Raw genomic sequence first — 16,243 nt, forward strand, 5'->3', positions numbered from 1 at the left:
CGGTGTCCACCGCGGCGACGGCCTTCTTGGCGCGCGTGCGCTTCGGCGCGGCCTCGACCGCTTCCACGGTCTCGACCGTCTCCACGGCCTTCTTGGCGCGGGTGCGACGGGCCGGCTTGGCCTCCGCGACCTCGGCGACCTCCACGGTGTCGACGGCCGCCACGGCCTTCTTCGCCGTGCGGGTGCGCTTCGGCTTGGCCTCGGCGACCTCGGCCTCGACGGCCTTGACGGGCTCGACCGTCTCGACGACGGCCACGGCCTCCGCCACCGGGGCGGCGGCCTTCCGGGTGCGGGTGCGCTTCGGCGCGGCCGGAGCGGACTCGGTGGCCTGCGCCGGGATGGCGGCCGCGACGGCCGCCGCGGCGGTCTCCACGGTCTGGAAGTCGAGCTCGGGGGCCGACGCCTCCGGCCGCACGCCACGCGGGCGGCGACGGCGCGGCTGACGCTCGGTGGCCTGCTGCTCCGGCGCGGGGGCCGACGCGGACGGCGCCTCGCGCTTCGCCGGCGACTCGCCCGTCACGGGCACGACGGCGGCCGCGGGCGCGGAGCCGTTACGGGTGCGACGGCGACGGCGCGGCTTGGCGGGCGTCTCCGGGGCGCCCTCGGCCACCGGCCGGGACTCGGTCGCGGTCGGCTCGACCGGCGCGGCGGGCGCCTCGGCGACCGGGGCACCGCCACCGCGGGTGCGGCGGCGCTGACGCGGGGTGCGGGTGCGCGCGGGGCGCTCCTCCTCCACCGGCGCGGCGGCCTTCGGGCCACGGCCACGGCCGCGGCCGCCCGTCTCGCCCAGGTCCTCGATCTCCTCGGCCGCGAGACCGGCGCGGGTCCGCTCGGAGCGGGGCAGGATGCCCTTCGTGCCGGCGGGGATCTTGAGCAGCTCGTACAGGTGCGCGGAGGTGGAGTACGTCTCCTCCGGCTCGTCGAACGGCAGGTCCAGCGCCTTGTTGATCAACTTCCAGCGCGGGATGTCGTCCCAGTCGACGAGGGTGACGGCCGTACCCGACTTGCCGGCGCGGCCCGTGCGGCCGATGCGGTGCAGGTAGGTCTTCTCGTCCTCGGGGGACTGGTAATTGATCACGTGCGTGACGTTGTCGACGTCGATGCCGCGGGCGGCGACGTCGGTGCAGACCAGCACGTCGACCTTGCCGTTGCGGAACGCGCGCAGCGCCTGCTCGCGGGCGCCCTGGCCCAGGTCGCCGTGGACCGCGCCGGAGGCGAAGCCGCGGCGGGCCAGCTGGTCGGCGATGTCGGCGGCGGTCCGCTTCGTACGGCAGAAGACCATCGCGAGCGCGCGGCCCTCGGCCTGCAGGATGCGGGAGACCATCTCCGGCTTGTCCATGTTGTGCGCGCGGAAGACGTGCTGCTTGATGTTGGCGACGGTCTGGCCCTCGTCGTCCGGCGCGGCGGCGCGGATATGCGTGGGCTGCGACATGTAACGCCGCGCGAGGTTGATGACGGCGCCCGGCATGGTGGCCGAGAACAGCATCGTCTGTCGCTTGGCGGGCAGCATCATCATGATGCGCTCGACGTCCGGCAGGAAGCCCAGGTCGAGCATCTCGTCGGCCTCGTCCAGGACGAGGGCCTTGACGTGCGACAGGTCGAGCTTCTTCTGGCCGGCCAGGTCGAGCAGGCGGCCGGGGGTGCCGACGATCACGTCGACGCCCTTCTTCAGCGCCTCGACCTGCGGCTCGTACGCACGGCCGCCGTAGATGGCCAGGACCCGCACATTGCGGACCTTGCCGGCGGTGAGGAGGTCGTTGGTGACCTGCTGGCACAGCTCACGGGTGGGGACGACCACGAGCGCCTGCGGGGCGTCGGTCAGCTGCTCGGGCTTGGCCCGGCCCGCCTCGACGTCCGCGGGGACGACCACGCGCTCCAGCAGGGGGAGGCCGAAGCCCAGCGTCTTGCCGGTGCCGGTCTTGGCCTGGCCGATGACGTCGGAGCCCGACAGGGCCACCGGGAGCGTCATCTCCTGGATGGGGAAGGGGTGGATGATGCCGACGGCCTCAAGGGCTTCGGCGGTCTCGGGAAGAATCCCGATTTCTCGGAAAGTAGAGAGAGTGGACAGGATCTTGCCTCTTCTGTGAGACGCGGCGCGAGGCGGCGAAGGGGGTCGTACGTACCGCGCCTGGGTACTGGTCCGGCCTGGGGAAGCCGGCTGGCGCGGGACCACTGCCTTCGCTCTTGCACACGTGCCGCGAGCGGATCCCTCCTGGTGTGTACGTCTCGTACACACCGCGCGGAGGGCGGTCGGGTTTGGAAGCCGATCGGGCCACCGACCGGGCATCCGCTGGGGATCCGGGGGCCGGTGAATGACGCCCTCGGAAGACACAGCATGGGACAGCCCGCCGAATACTCGGCAGGCGCAATACCACTGTACCCCGGAAACACGCATGTGTGTCCGGACAATCCTTCGGACAGATGTGGAGGAACTGGCTGACCAGGGCCTTCCCTGAGATGTGAGGCGGGCTATTGTGCGCTTCATGCAGACGCCCGACAACGCTGACAACGCCACCGAGCCCGCCGAAGCCCTCACCGGAATCGCCGCCCAGGACTGGGACCGGGCCTCCGCCGAACCGCAGTACCGCGCGGCGGTCGTCGACCTGCTGGGCGCCCTCGCCTACGGCGAGCTCGCCGCCTTCGAGCGGCTCGCGGAGGACGCCAAGCTGGCGCCCTCCCTGGACGACAAGGCCGAGCTGGCGAAGATGGCCGCCGCGGAGTTCCAGCACTTCCAGCGGCTGCGCGACCGGCTCGCGGCCATCGACGTGGAGCCGACCGGCGCGATGCAGCCCTTCGCCGCCGCGCTGGACGAGTTCCACCGCCAGACCGCGCCCTCGGACTGGCTGGAGGGCCTGGTCAAGGCGTACGTCGGTGACTCGATCGCCAGTGACTTCTACCGTGAGGTGGCGGCCCGCCTGGACTCCGACACCCGTGCGCTGGTGCTCGCGGTCCTCGACGACACCGGCCACGCGAGCTTCGCGGTCGAGAAGGTCCGCGCGGCGATCGAGGCCGAGCCGCGCGTCGGCGGCCGGCTCGCGCTGTGGGCGCGCCGCCTGATGGGCGAGGCGCTCTCGCAGGCGCAGCGGGTGGTCGCCGACCGCGACGCGCTGTCGACGATGCTGGTGGGCGGCGTGGCCGACGGCTTCGACCTCGCGGAGGTGGGGAAGATGTTCTCCCGCATCACCGAGGCGCACACCAAGCGCATGGCGGCGCTGGGCCTCGCGGCCTGACGCCTGCCCGCGCGGGGCGAGGGGCACGACGGGCCCCCGCGACCGGTCCGGCCCTCTTCAGGCCGTGGCTGATCGCCGGGCCCGGTCCCCCTGGCGCAGCAGCAGGGACAGCAGCGCGACGGCCACCCCCAGGGAGACGACCAGGGTGGCCGCCGTGTGTCCCGGACCCAGCACCGAGTGCGCGAGCAGCGCGCCGAAGAGCGCGGCGGCCGGTCCCGTGGCCAGGGCCAGGCCGCGGGGGCGGAACTGCCCATACCGCTCGGGCAGCCAGCGCAGGGCTCCGTACGAGACGGCGAGCCCGATGAGAACCGAGCCGAGCGCTTCCCAGAGGAGCATGGTCACTTCCCTCCCGTGCTGATGCCGAGGAGCGGGTGCAAATCGGTCGAAGCCGTACTACCCCTCGGTGCTGTCCGGCAACCCTCCGTCCGATCGCCCGGTCGGGTGCGACTTCGAGGGTGAGGCTCCGGTGCGGCCGGAGTGTGTCCTTTTGGTACGACAACGGCGGGGCCCCGGTGAATTCCTCACCGGGGCCCCGCCGTTCGAACTCGGCCGTCCGTGGCTCAGAGCGCGCTGAAACCGACCTTGCGGGCGGTCGGCTCGCCGATCTCCACGTACGCCAGGCGGTCGGCCGGAACCAGGACCTTGCGGCCGTGGTCGTCCACCAGGCTCAGCAGCTGTGCCTTGCCACCGAGCGCGTCGGCCACCGCACGCTCGACCTCTTCGGCAGACTGCCCGCTCTCGAGAACGATCTCGCGGGGCGCGTGCTGCACGCCGATCTTGACCTCCACGGCTTTTGTCCCTCCGAAGGTTTGGGGTCCCCCATGGCGAAGCCCAGGGGAGGGGTGCGCGGTCAGCCGCGCCGTACCTTCCACACACTAGCCCGGTACGGCCGCGCGCCGAGCCGGAGCCCGCACGCTGGCAGCGAACAGGCGCTCAGTGCCCTTCCGGCGCGTTCTTCGGGAAGCCCGCGATACCGCGCCAGGCCAGCGAGGTGAGCAACTGGACGGCGGTGTCGCGCGGGACGGCGCTCTCGCTGGAGAGCCAGTAGCGGGCGACCACCTGCGAGACGCCGCCGAGGCCGACGGCCAGCAGCATCGCCTCGTCCTTGGACAGGCCGGTGTCCTCGGCGATGACGTCGCTGATCTCCTGCGCGCACTCCAGCGAGACCTTGTCGACCCGCTCGCGCACGGCCGGCTCGTTGGTGAGGTCGGACTCGAAGACCAGGCGGAAGGCGCCGCCCTCGTCCTCCACATAGGCGAAATAGGCGTCCATGGTGGCCGCCACGCGCAGCTTGTTGTCGGAGGTCGAGGCGAGCGCGGTGCGGACCGCGTGCAGCAGGGCCTCGCAGTGCTGGTCCAGCAGCGCCAGGTAGAGGTCGAGCTTGCCGGGGAAGTGCTGGTACAGCACCGGCTTGCTGACGCCGGCGCGCTCGGCGATGTCGTCCATGGCCGCCGCGTGGTAACCCTGGGCGACGAAGACTTCCTGAGCCGCACCCAGGAGCTGGTTGCGTCGGGCTCGGCGTGGCAGACGCGTGCCTCGCGGCCGCGCCTCGGTCTGCTCGATGGCTGTCACGCCGCCTCCCATGAATGTGTCCTGCGCGGTGTGCACCGCGCCCGCCATCGTACTTTTGGGTAACCGGGCCGTGCGTGGTCGGAGCGGAGAATTTCACGTACCGGACGCTGTGGGAAGCCGACAAATAGCCGACAAACGGCGCAGGTCCCCCCGGCCCCCGGCGGTTCGGGGCCGTTTCCGGCCGCCCGTCTCAGCGGTAGTCGTCCTCGTCCAGCTCCACGACCCGGGCCTGCTCGGCGATGTCGGCCTCGTTGCCGCTGTCGGGGTCGACGCCGGTCAGGTCCGCGTACGGGTCGTCCTGCTGCGGCGAGAGGTCGGCGTGCTGCTCGGCGGCGTCGGCTTCGGGAGCTTCCACATCGATCTCCGCAACATCTGTGTCGTCGATTTCCTCGAACGTGTCCGGATCGGTCGGGTCAACGGTCATGCGGTACCCCTTCCCACGGAGGACGCGCTCGTACTCCTGGGTACGAGCCTAGGAGAGGCGCCCCTCCGACGCCAGGCGATCTGTGACCGCCGCCACACAAACCCCGGCGTGATCGTCTCGTAACATTGCCCGCATGTCTTCGACCGAGTCGCCCGAAACCCGCGCCGTTCCCGTGGTGCCGCCCGGGCGGCCCTCGCAGGTCAGCGAGGGCGAGGAGGTCCGGACGGTGACCCTCCCGGGGGCCACGCTGGCGGTGCGGTCCCGGCGGCCCGGGAGACCGGGGCTGCCGCCCGCCCTCTATGTGCACGGGCTCGGCGGTTCCTCGCAGAACTGGTCCGCCCTCATGGAGCTGCTCGCGGACGACGTCGACGGCGAAGCCCTCGACCTGCCCGGTTTCGGTGACTCTCCGCCACCGGACGACGGCGACTACTCCATCACCGGCTTCGCGCGCGTGGTCATCCGCCACCTCGACGCGAGCGGGCGCGGGCCGGTGCACCTCCTCGGCAACTCCATGGGCGGCGCGATCGCCACCCGCGTCGCGGCCGTCCGCCCCGACCTGGTCCGCACGCTCACCCTCGTCTCGCCCGCCCTGCCGGAGCTGCGCCCGCAGCGCACGGCGGTGCCCACCGGGCTGCTCGCGGTGCCCGGGATCGTCTCCCTCTTCGCCCGGGTGACGAAGGACTGGACACCCGAGAGGCGTACACGCGAGGTGCTCGCGCTCTGTTACGGGGACCCCGGACGGGTGACACCCGAAGGGTTCGCGCTGGCGGTCGCCGAATACGAGCGACGGCTGGAACTGCCCTATTTCTGGGATGTGACGGCCCGTTCGGCGCGCGGCATCGTCGACGCCTATACCCTCGGTGGCCAGCACTCTCTGTGGCGGCAGGCCGAGAAGGTGCTTGCCCCTACGCTGCTCGTCTACGGAATGCGCGACCAGCTCGTCTCCTTCCGCATGGCGGCCCGCGCGGGCAAGACTTTCCGCGACTCGCGGCTGTTGACGCTTCTGGAATCAGGACATGTCGCCATGATGGAGGACCCGGACGCGGTGGCTCGTGCCTTCCGCGACCTGCTCGCGGACACCGCCGCCACTGCAGAACGGAGCGCCACGCCTCGTGGGTAAACACAGCGCACGCGCCCCCCATGCCGCCCGCCGGCCCGCCGCCTCCGCCGGGAGCGGTGCCACGGCGGGCGGCGCGGCCGCCGGCACCGGCCGCAGACGGGCCTCCACCGCACCGGAGCCCGCGGCCCCGCCGGCGACCCCGGAGGCGGGGGCGGCTGACCCGCGGGACGAGCCCGCGCGGCCGTCCGCGCGCGAGGGCCACCCCGAGCAGCAGGAGCAAGGCATCGGCTGGGGCGTCATCGGCGTGCAGCGCGACCGGGCGACGGGGCCGGCGAGCGGATACGAACACTTCTACGGGCCCGGGTACGCGGCCGTGACGCCGAACCGGGCGGCCGCCCCGGACGAGGCCGTCCGGGCGCCCGCCGCCCCGGAGCCCACCGAGCCGCCCTCCTCCTCCGCCTCCGGGCAGGACGGCGGGGAGCGGGACGGCGGATCTCCCGTCGCCGACACCGAGCGCACAGAGGTCGAGGGCGGCGAGGCCGGGGACACCACCCCCTCGCGGCCCCGGGCGGGAAGGCGCCGCGCGGCCCGTGCCGCCGCCAAGCCCGTCCAGGGCATGGCCCGCACCGCGACCGGTCTGGCCGCCGCCGTGGTGACGGCCGTGCTGGCCGTGATCGTCGCCGGTCAGGTCGAGGGCGGCTCGGACAGCAAGGCGCAGGCGCGTTCCGCGGACCTCGACCGCGGCGGCCCGGACGCCGCCTCGCGTTCCGACAGCCGCCCGACGCCGCACGGCGGCGCCGTGGTCGCGGCCACGTACGACGAGAAGATGGCGAAGAAGTACCCCCTGGACGAGAAGGCGCGCGGCTCCGGCGTCTTCGAGACCGTGGGCGGTCACGACAAGGCGCCCGGCAAGGGTGAAGTGCTGCGCTACCGCGTCGACGTGGAGAAGGGCCTGCCGCTCGACGGCGGCCTCTTCGCCACGGCCGTGCAGCGGACGCTCAACGACGACCGCAGCTGGGGCCACGACGGCACCCGTACCTTCGAGCGCGTCTCCTCCGGACGCACCGACTTCGTGATCACTCTGGCCACCCCCGGCACGACGGCCGACTGGTGTGCCAAGTCGGGTCTCGACACCACCCAGGACAACGTCTCCTGCGACTCGGCCGCCACCGAGCGCGTCATGATCAACGCCTACCGCTGGGCGCAGGGCGCGCAGACCTACGGCAACCGGATGCACTCCTACCGCCAGATGCTGATCAACCACGAGGTCGGCCACCGCCTCGGGCACGATCACGAGACCTGCGACAAGGAGGGCGCGCCCGCGCCGGTGATGATGCAGCAGACCAAGTTCCTGACGACGGACGGCAGGACGTGCCGTCCGAACCCCTGGCCGTACCCGGGACGGTGATCCCCGGCGCGGCTCGGCCCGCGCCCGGCCCTTGATCGAATATCTCGTTCTTCAAGACGGCAGGTCTCTCTCTGTGAGACAGCTTTGCCATGGTCCGAAAATTCGTTCAGTGTTCTGCGCATGTCGCACCACCACGCCTCCGAGATCGCCGGCTTCGAGCTGGCGCTGATCGGCGTGGCCGCGCACGCAGTCGCCGACATCCTCTGTCGCTGAGACCGCCTCTTCCCCCGCGTACTTCCGCGCCGCGCTCCCCGCGCGTCAGCGTCGCGTCCGCCGGGGGCGGTCCCGCGCCGTCGTGCGCTTTCCCGAACCGCCTTCCGTGGGTGCCCGCGCTCCTTCCCTCTCCTCGCATTCCCGCGAAAGGCTGACCCCGTCATGCGTCAACTTCCCGCCATTTCCCGCCGCGTGGCCGCGGCCGCCGTCAGTGTGGTCCTGCTCGGGGGCGCGGCGGCGTGCGGCCCGGAGAAGAGCGGCGACGCCAAGAGCGGCGACGGCTCGGCCACGAAGGGCGGCACCCTGACCGTCCTCAACAGGCAGCCGCAGAAGCAGTTCGACCCGGCGCGCCTCTACACCTCCGGCGGCGGCAACATACCCTCGCTCGTCTACCGCACCCTCACCACGCGCAAGCGCGCGGACGGTGCCGAGGGCACCAAGGTCGTCCCCGACCTCGCCACCGACACCGGCACGCCCAGCGACGACGCCAAGACCTGGACGTACAAGCTCAAGGACGGGCTGAAGTACGAGGACGGCTCGCCCATCACCGCCGCCGACATCAAGTACGGCGTCGAGCGCTCCTTCGCCGCCGAGCTCTCCGGCAGCGCCCCGTACCTGCGCGACTGGCTGATCGGCGGCGACACGTACCAGGGCCCGTACAAGGAGAAGAAGGGCCTCGACTCGATCGAGACGCCCGATGACCGGACGATCGTCTTCCGGCTGAAGAAGTCCGAGGGCGACTTCCCCTACTACGCCACCTCCACGCAGTTCGCGCCCGTGCCCAAGGCGAAGGACACCGGCGCCAAGTACGCGGAGCACCCCGTCTCCTCCGGCCCGTACAAGGTCGTCAAGAACGTCGGCGACGGCCAGGAGCTGGTGCTGGAGCGCAACACCAACTGGTCCGAGGAGACCGACAAGCAGCGCCACGCCTACCCGGACCGGATCGAGGTCAAGTCCGGCCTCTCCTCGGCGGTCATCAACCAGCGGCTGTCCTCCGGCCAGGGCGCGGACGCCGCCGCCGTGACGACGGACACCAACCTCGGCCCCGCCGAGCTCGCCCAGGTCAGCGGCGACAAGAAGCTCGCCGACCGGGTCGGCACCGGCCGCTTCGGCTACACCAACTACCTGGCCTTCAACCCCACGGTGAAGCCCTTCGACGACCCGAAGGTGCGCGAGGCCATCTCCTACGCCGTCAACCGTACGAGCGTGGTGAACGCGGCGGGCGGCTCCTCGCTGGCCGAGCCGGCGACCACCTTCCTGCCCAACCAGAAGTCCTTCGGCTTCACGCCCTACGACCACTTCGCCGCCGGTGCCACCGGCAACGCGGCCAAGGCCAAGGAGCTGCTGAAGGAGGCCGGTCACGAGAACGGCCTGGAGATCACCCTGACGCACTCCACCGCCCAGGACTTCGAGACCAGCCCCGAGATCGCCACGGCCCTGCAGGCCGCCCTCAAGGAGGCCGGGATCAAGGTCAAGCTCGAGGGCCTGGAGATCAACGACTACGACGAGAAGACCCACAGCCTCGACAAGCAGCCGGGCCTCTTCCTCGCCCACTGGGGTGCCGACTGGCCCTCCGGCGGTCCCTTCCTCGCGCCGATCTTCGACGGCCGGCAGATCGTCAAGGAGGGTGCGGGCAACTACAACGCCTCCCGCCTGGACGACTCCAAGGTCAACGACGAGATCGACGCGATCAACAAGATCACCGACCATGACACCGCCGCCAAGCGCTGGGGCGCCCTCGACCGCAGGATCGGCGAGCAGGCCCTGACCGTGCCGCTCTTCCACCCGGTCTACAAGCGCCTCTACGGCAAGGACGTCAAGAACGTCGTCATCAGCGACTGGACCGGTGTCCTCGACGTCTCGCAGGTCGCGGTCAAGTGACGGACCTCCTCATCGCCCAGGAACCGGAGGCGGGGCTCGCGCCCCCCTCCGGCGCCCGGCAGGTCTGGCGGCGGCTGAGGGCGCGCAAGTCCGCGCTCGCGGCCGCCGCCGTGCTGGGCCTGCTCGTCCTCCTCGCCCTCGCCGCGCCCCTGCTGGCCGGGGTGGAGGGCCAGGATCCGAACAGCTACCACGACACCCTCGTCGACTCCGCGCGCGGCGGCGTGCCGCTCGGGGACTTCGGCGGCATCAGCGCCGAGCACTGGCTCGGCGTCGAACCGGGCACCGGCCGCGACATGTTCGTACGCCTCCTCTACGGCGCCCGCGTCTCGCTGCTCGTCGCCCTCAGCGCCACCGTCGTCCAGGTGCTCATCGGCCTCGCGGTGGGCCTGGCCGCCGCGCTCGGCAACCGGTTCGCCGACAGCGCGCTCAGCCACCTCACCGATGTGATGGTCTCGATGCCACTGCTCGTCTTCGCCATCGCGCTGATGGCCGTCGTGCCCACGGACTTCCCGCGGCCGCTGCTGCTCGTCTTCGCCATCGGCCTGCTCGCCTGGGGCCCCATGGCACGGCTCGTGCGCGGTCAGACGCTGAGCCTGAAGAAGCTCGACTACGTCTCGGCCGCCCGGCTGACCGGCGGTTCGTCCTGGCGGGTCGCACGGCGCGAGCTGCTGCCCGCGCTCGCCGCGCCCGTGATCACCTATGCGGCCATCCTGCTGCCGAGCAACATCGTCATCGAGGCGAGCATGTCCTTCCTCGGCGTGGGCGTGAAGCCGCCGACGCCCTCCTGGGGGCAGATGCTCTCGACGGCCACCACGTGGTTCCGCTCGGACCCCACGTACGTCCTGCTGCCCGCGCTGCTGCTGTTCGTCACCACGCTCGCCTTCACCGTGCTCGCCGACGGGGTGCGCGTCGCTCTCGACCCGCGCGAGGCGTCCCGGCTGCGGGTCGGCAGAGGCGGCCGCGCGGCCCGCAAGTCCCGTTCCGGAGGCACGGCGTGACCACCTACTTCCTGCGCCGCGCGCTGGGCGCGGTCGCCGTCGTCCTCGTGCTCTCGGCCGTCGTCTACGTGACGTTCTACGTCGCGCCCGGCGACCCCGCGCGCCTGGCGTGCGGCCCGCGCTGCAACCCCGAGCAGATCCGGCAGGTCCGCGAGCAGCTCGCGCTGGACGACCCCCTCCTGATCCAGTACTGGCACTTCCTCCAGGGCGTGTTCGTCGGACAGGACTACTCCACCGGCACCTCCGTGCTGCACTGCGACGCGCCCTGCTTCGGCCTCTCGTACCAGAACAACCAGCAGGTCACCGACCTGCTCGTCGAGCGGCTGCCCGCCACGGCCTCGCTGGCCGTCGGCGCCATGGTCGTCTGGCTCGTGGTGGGCATCGGCACCGGTCTGCTCTCCGCGCTGCGGCGCGGCGGGGTGACCGAGCGGGTCCTCACCTGGCTCACCCTCGCCGGCACCGCCACCCCGGTCTTCATCAGTGGCCTGGTGCTGCTGATGATCTTCTGCGCGTATCTGGAATGGCTGCCCTTCCCGTCCTACGTGCCGCTGACCGAGGACCCCGAGCAGTGGGCCTGGAACATGCTGCTGCCCTGGGTGGCGCTCGGCCTGCTCGAATCCGCCAAGTACGCGCGCCTCACCCGCAGCTCCACGCTGGAGACGCTGGCCGAGGACCACATCCGCACCTTCCGCGCCTACGGTGTGCCCGAGCGGTCGCTGGTCGCGCGGCACGCCCTGCGGGGCGCGCTGGCCCCGGTCATCGCCCTGACCGCCGCCGACTTCGGGTCGATCTTCGGCGGCGCCGTGCTGACCGAGATGATGTTCGGCCTGCCCGGCATCGGCAAGCTGCTGGTGGACTCCACGAAGACCATCGACCTGCCGGTCGTCGTGGCCGTCGTGGTCGTCACCGGTGCCGCCGTCGTGATCGCCAACATCGTGGCGGACGTGCTGTACGCCGTCGCCGACCGAAGGGTGGCCCTGCGATGACCGCCGACCCCCAGCCCCTGGTGTCCGTGGCCGACCTGTCCGTCGCCTTCCCCACCGGGGACGGCGTCGTACGGGCCGTCGACGGTCTCTCCTTCGAGCTCGCCCCCGGCGGGGCGCTCGCCATCGTCGGCGAGTCCGGTTCGGGCAAGAGCACGGCCGCCTACGCCCTGCTCGGGCTGCACCGCGGTACGGGCGCCGAGGTCACCGGCTCGGTGCGGGTGGCGGGCCACGACGTGTCGGCCGCGGACGACGCCGGGCTGCGCCGGCTGCGAGGCGACGCGGCGGCCATGGTCTTCCAGGACCCGCTGTCCTCGCTCGACCCGTACCAGGCCGTCGGCGACCAGATCGCCGAGGTCTACCGCGTACACCGGCGCGGCGCCTCCCGCCGCGCCGCGCGGGCCCGGGCCGTTCAGGTCCTCGACCGGGTCGGCATCCCGGACGCGGCCCGCCGCGCCCGCTCCCGCCCGCACGAGTTCAGCGGCGGCATGCGCCAGCGCGCCCTCATCGCCATGGCGCTCGCCTGCGAACCCGGCCTCCTCGTCGCCGACGAACCCACCACCGCCCTCGACGTCACCGTGCAGGCCCAGATCCTCGGCCTGCTGCGCGAACTGCGCGCGGAGACGGGCATGGGCCTGATCCTCGTCACCCACGACCTGGGCGTCGCGGCCGAGAGCGTCGACGACCTGCTGGTGATGAAGGACGGCCGTGCCGTGGAGCGCGGACCGGTCCGCGAGGTGCTGGGCGCGCCGCGCGAGACGTACACGCGCGACCTGTTGGCCGCCGTCCCGCGCGTGAACGTCCGCCGTCCGGGTGAACGCGCGGTACGCCGCGATGACTCCGCGCTGCTCGAAGCCACCGGCCTGAGCCGGACCTTCGGCAGCGGCAAGCGGGCCGTCACGGCCGTGGACGAGGTCTCGCTGACCGTACGGGCCGGCGAGACCGTCGGCGTCGTGGGCGAGTCCGGCAGCGGCAAGACGACGCTCGGCCGGATGCTCGTACGGCTGCTGGAGCCCACCGGCGGGGCCCTGCGCTACCAGGGGCGGGAGATCGGCGGTCTGAGCGACCGTGAGCTGCGGGCGTTCCGCAGCGAGCTCCAGATGGTCTTCCAGGACCCCGTCTCCTCCCTCAACCCCCGGCGCAGCATCGGCGAGTCCATCGCCGACCCGCTGCGCGCCGCGGGGAAGCTGCGCGACGCGGAGATCACCGCGCGGGTGCGGGAGTTGCTGGAGCGGGTGGGGCTCGACCCCGGCGCGTACCACCGCTATCCGCACGAGTTCAGCGGCGGCCAGCGGCAGCGGGTCGGCATCGCGCGGGCGCTCGCGCCCGAGCCCAAGCTGATCGTCTGCGACGAGCCGGTCTCCGCCCTGGACGTCACCACGCAGGCCCAGGTGGTGCGGCTGCTGGGGGAGTTGCAGCGCGACCTGGGGCTGGCGCTCGTCTTCATCGCCCACGACCTCGCCGTCGTACGGCAGGTCAGCGACCGGCTGGTCGTGATGAAGAACGGGCGGATCGTGGAGGAGGGCGACGCCGACGCCGTCTACGAGCGGCCCGCGCACCCCTACACCCAGGGCCTCCTGGCCGCGGTCCCCCGGCTCGAACAGGCGAAAGCCGCCGCATAGCGCGAAGCAACGCCGCATCTCCGGGAAAGTCACTTCTGTTCACCCCTTCCGGTGGCGCGACGGACAACCGTCCGTCGCGCCCCAGCGCTGCCCGCATAGCGTGCTCACGCTGCCGATCGGCGGCTGCCGAGGCCACAGTGGACAGACGGGGGTGCGTGCGTGCGCGTGGGACTCCTCACGGAGGGTGGGTTTCCGTATGCGGCGGGTGAGGGCGGCGAGTGGTGCGACCAGCTCGTGCGCGGGCTCGACCAGCACGACTTCGAGGTCTACGCCCTGAGCCGGTGCGCCCGCCAGGAGCGCGGCGGGTGGTACGGACTCCCGAAGCAGGTGCGGCGCGTACGGACGGCTCCGCTGTGGGGCGACCCACCGGAAGGGGGGACCGGGCGCGCGTACGGACGGTGTGAACGGCAGCGGTTCGGCGAACACTTCCGGGAGCTGGCGGCGGCCATCGCCGCCCCCGGCACGGGGGACGCCGCCGATACGACACGTGCGACCGGCGCCCCCGAGCCCGTCGGTGGTCAGGCGTACCGTTTCGCCGACGCGCTCCACGGCCTCGCCGACCTCGCCCGCGAGGCCGGCGGCCTGAGCGCCGCCCTCCGCTCCGAACAGGCCCTGCGCATCCTGGAGACGGCCTGCCGCGCGCCCGGCGCGCACCCCGCCGCCTACGGCATCCGCGTCGCCGACCTCCTCACCCTCTCCACCCTCCTGGAACGGGCCCTGCGGCCGCTGTCCCTGGACTGGTACGGCGCCGCCGACGGCGACCGGGGGCTGGCCGGCGTCGATCTGTGCCACGCCACGTCCGCCGGGCCCGCCGCGCTGCCGGGCCTGCTGGCCAAACGCTTCTTCGGCACGCCCCTGCTCGTCACGGAGTACGAGGTCCGGCTGCGCGCCCACTATCTGGACAGCGCCGCCGGTGCCGCCGGCCTCTCCCTGGGCGTACGGACCCTGCTCGCCGCCTTCCACCGGCTGCTGTCCGCCGAGGTCTACGCCGGCGCCGACCTCATCACCCCCGGCGACGCGCACGTACGGCGCTGGCAGGAGCGCTGCGGGGCCGATCGCGAGCGGGTGCGCACGGTCCACCCCGGGGTGGACGAGCGGCCCTACGAATCGGTGGGGGAGGGGGCGGAGGAGCCGGACGGCGCCCCCGCGGACGACGGCCGGACGCTGGTGTGGGCGGGCGGCCGCGCCGAGCCCTGGCTGTGGGAGGCGTTCGCCGCACTGCGCGAGGCCGAACCGGCCGCGCGGCTGCGGGTCGTCGGCACCCCGCCGCCCGGCACCGAGCCGCCCGACGGCGTCTCCTATGAGGAGACCGTGCGCCCGGAGACCTACGCGGCGGGCAGCGTCGTCGTCCTCGCCGCGGCCGTGGACGCCTTCCCACTGCCGCTGGTGGAGGCGATGTTCTGCGGCCGGGCCACGGTGTCGCAGGACGCCGGCGCCGTGCGGGAGGTCATCGGCGGCACGGGCCTGGTCGTCCCGCCGCGCGATCCCCGGGCGCTCGCCGACGCCTGTACCGCCCTCCTGCGCGACCCCGAGCGGCGGGCCCGGCTCGGCGCGGCCGCCCGGGCCCGCGCCCTCGAACTCTTCACCGTCGAGCGCCATGTGACCGCCTTCCGCGGCATCTACCTCGAACTCATCTCGCGCGCCCCGGTGCGGCACGACACCGGTGACCCGTCCGTCCCCTTCGCCCACGCCGCGGAATCCCACCCACCGCTCTCCTGGTCGCCACGCGCCACCTCTCCCACCTGGGCGGGCCGGCCATGAGCACACCCCTGCGGGACGGCAACGCCGGCATACCCACTGCCCCGGTGGACACGGCACCCCCACTCACCCCGGCCGACCCGGTCAAGGCGCTCCTGCAACGCCACCGCGAGCTGTGCGCACGGGCCGTCGATCCGTTGGAGATCGCCGCCGTCCTGGAGGCCCGCGGCCTCGCGGAGCGCCTGGCGGTGGAATGCCGGCACCGCGATGTGTTCTCGCTGGCGGAGGAGCTCTACGCACGCGGACGGCGCGACGAGACGGCGCTCGACCCTCCGCCGCGCGCCGGGCGCCCGGCCGAGGCGTACGCGCCGGAGACGTACGGCCCCTGGCACGCCGCCGGTTGGCTCGCCGCGCTGTGGCTGGTGATGTACGGCCTCATCGGCGACCGGCTGCTCGCCACCCTGCTCCCCGGCCACCCGGGACCGGGGCTGCCCGGCGCCTTCCCGGCCGCCGCGCCGACGGCGCTCGCCCTGCTCTGCGCCGTCGCGCCCGCCGTCTGGTGCGCGCGCTGGTTCGCCGCGCACGTGCGCCGGGCGCTCGTGGACAGCCGCACGCTGGCCGCGTTCCGGGCGCGCGTCCGGCCGGTGCTCGTCGTGGCCACCGGGCTGTTCCTCGGCGCCCTGCTCGCCCTGGTGTGGACCGCGCACACGGCACTGGGCACGGGGGTGGCCCCCGGCCCGCTCGCCGCGGCCACGGCCCTGGGCGGGCTGCTGTTCCTCGCCCGGCTGGCGGCCGCCCGCGGCTTCGGCAGGGCGGCGGCCGGCGCGGTGCTCGGCGCCTGCGCGACCGAGGCGGCGGTGCTGCTCGGCACGTGGCCGACCGCCGGCGGCCCCTTCGCGGAGCCCCTCTGCCGGGCCGTCGACGCCCACGGCCTCTCCGTCGTACCCCTCGTGGCGTGCGCCGTCCCCGCGCTCGCCCTGCTGACGCACGCCCTCTCCGCGCTCTCCCGGGCCTCCGCCCACCGGAGCCGGCCGTACGGGCCGAGCGCACCCGACCCCGCCGCCCCGGCGAGCCCCGGCCCGACCCACCCCACCGGGCCGCACACCCTGTCAGAGGAGCAAGGAACATGACCGTTCACCCCATCCGCACCGCCG

At 73.1% G+C, this 16,243-nt stretch carries 15 protein-coding genes; 10 read left to right on the forward strand and 5 right to left on the reverse strand.

Features of this window, described 5'->3' with window-relative positions:
- The coding region (locus ACZ303_RS19830) for a DEAD/DEAH box helicase (RefSeq protein ID WP_467340637.1) at nt 1–1,969 on the reverse strand (1,969 nt) is incomplete at its 3' end.
- A gap of 514 nt (nt 1,970–2,483) precedes the next feature.
- On the opposite strand from ACZ303_RS19830, the gene ACZ303_RS19835 reads away from it, so the two are divergent.
- A complete protein-coding gene (locus ACZ303_RS19835; protein ID WP_467340639.1) occupies nt 2,484–3,230 on the forward strand; it encodes a ferritin-like fold-containing protein in 747 nt (248 codons plus the stop codon).
- Nucleotides 3,231–3,287: 57 nt separating this feature from the next.
- Here ACZ303_RS19835 and ACZ303_RS19840 read toward each other — a convergent pair whose 3' ends face one another.
- The 4 genes from ACZ303_RS19840 to ACZ303_RS19855 form a co-directional block, all read right to left on the reverse strand.
- Nucleotides 3,288–3,566 (reverse strand): hypothetical protein, encoded by a 279-nt coding sequence (locus ACZ303_RS19840; protein ID WP_467340641.1) that lies wholly within the window; start codon nt 3,564–3,566, stop codon nt 3,288–3,290.
- Nucleotides 3,567–3,790: 224 nt separating this feature from the next.
- Nucleotides 3,791–4,018 (reverse strand): DUF3107 domain-containing protein, encoded by a 228-nt coding sequence (locus tag ACZ303_RS19845; RefSeq protein ID WP_215083509.1) that lies wholly within the window; start codon nt 4,016–4,018, stop codon nt 3,791–3,793.
- A gap of 145 nt (nt 4,019–4,163) precedes the next feature.
- Nucleotides 4,164–4,802, reverse strand: a complete 639-nt coding sequence (locus tag ACZ303_RS19850; protein ID WP_467340644.1) for a TetR/AcrR family transcriptional regulator — start codon at nt 4,800–4,802, stop codon at nt 4,164–4,166.
- 190 nt (nt 4,803–4,992) lie between these two features.
- On the reverse strand, nt 4,993–5,226 hold the full coding sequence (locus ACZ303_RS19855; RefSeq protein WP_467340646.1) for a hypothetical protein: 234 nt from the start codon (nt 5,224–5,226) through the stop codon (nt 4,993–4,995).
- 133 nt (nt 5,227–5,359) lie between these two features.
- Here ACZ303_RS19855 and ACZ303_RS19860 point away from each other — a divergent pair, with 133 nt between their 5' ends.
- From ACZ303_RS19860 to ACZ303_RS19900, 9 genes are all read left to right on the forward strand, one after another.
- Nucleotides 5,360–6,346 carry an alpha/beta fold hydrolase gene (locus ACZ303_RS19860; RefSeq protein WP_467340648.1) on the forward strand — a complete coding sequence of 329 codons (987 nt, stop codon included), beginning with the start codon at nt 5,360–5,362 and terminating at the stop codon, nt 6,344–6,346.
- Nucleotides 6,339–7,694, forward strand: a complete 1,356-nt coding sequence (locus ACZ303_RS19865; protein ID WP_467340650.1) for a DUF3152 domain-containing protein — start codon at nt 6,339–6,341, stop codon at nt 7,692–7,694. Before ACZ303_RS19860 ends, ACZ303_RS19865 begins: the two co-directional genes overlap by 8 nt.
- A gap of 120 nt (nt 7,695–7,814) precedes the next feature.
- Nucleotides 7,815–7,907 (forward strand): Ms4533A family Cys-rich leader peptide, encoded by a 93-nt coding sequence (locus ACZ303_RS19870; protein WP_311775271.1) that lies wholly within the window; start codon nt 7,815–7,817, stop codon nt 7,905–7,907.
- A 162-nt stretch (nt 7,908–8,069) separates the two neighbouring features.
- Nucleotides 8,070–9,788, forward strand: coding sequence for an ABC transporter substrate-binding protein (locus tag ACZ303_RS19875; protein ID WP_467340652.1), 1,719 nt, complete (start codon nt 8,070–8,072; stop codon nt 9,786–9,788).
- Complete coding sequence (locus tag ACZ303_RS19880; protein WP_467340654.1) at nt 9,785–10,786, forward strand: ABC transporter permease; 1,002 nt, start codon at nt 9,785–9,787, stop codon at nt 10,784–10,786. The genes ACZ303_RS19875 and ACZ303_RS19880 overlap by 4 nt, the downstream gene beginning before the upstream one ends.
- On the forward strand, nt 10,783–11,772 hold the full coding sequence (locus tag ACZ303_RS19885) for an ABC transporter permease (protein WP_467340656.1): 990 nt from the start codon (nt 10,783–10,785) through the stop codon (nt 11,770–11,772). Before ACZ303_RS19880 ends, ACZ303_RS19885 begins: the two co-directional genes overlap by 4 nt.
- The gene (locus ACZ303_RS19890; protein WP_467340658.1) at nt 11,769–13,391 is read left to right on the forward strand and encodes a dipeptide ABC transporter ATP-binding protein; all 1,623 of its coding nucleotides are present in this window, start codon (nt 11,769–11,771) and stop codon (nt 13,389–13,391) included. The genes ACZ303_RS19885 and ACZ303_RS19890 overlap by 4 nt, the downstream gene beginning before the upstream one ends.
- Before the next feature lie 159 nt (nt 13,392–13,550).
- Nucleotides 13,551–15,152, forward strand: a complete 1,602-nt coding sequence (locus tag ACZ303_RS19895; protein ID WP_467340660.1) for a DUF3492 domain-containing protein — start codon at nt 13,551–13,553, stop codon at nt 15,150–15,152.
- A complete protein-coding gene (locus tag ACZ303_RS19900; RefSeq protein WP_467340662.1) occupies nt 15,149–16,219 on the forward strand; it encodes a hypothetical protein in 1,071 nt (356 codons plus the stop codon). The genes ACZ303_RS19895 and ACZ303_RS19900 overlap by 4 nt, the downstream gene beginning before the upstream one ends.
- Nucleotides 16,220–16,243: the final 24 nt, after the last annotated feature.

It is taken from the genome of Streptomyces sp. NPDC023527, assembly GCF_055560115.1.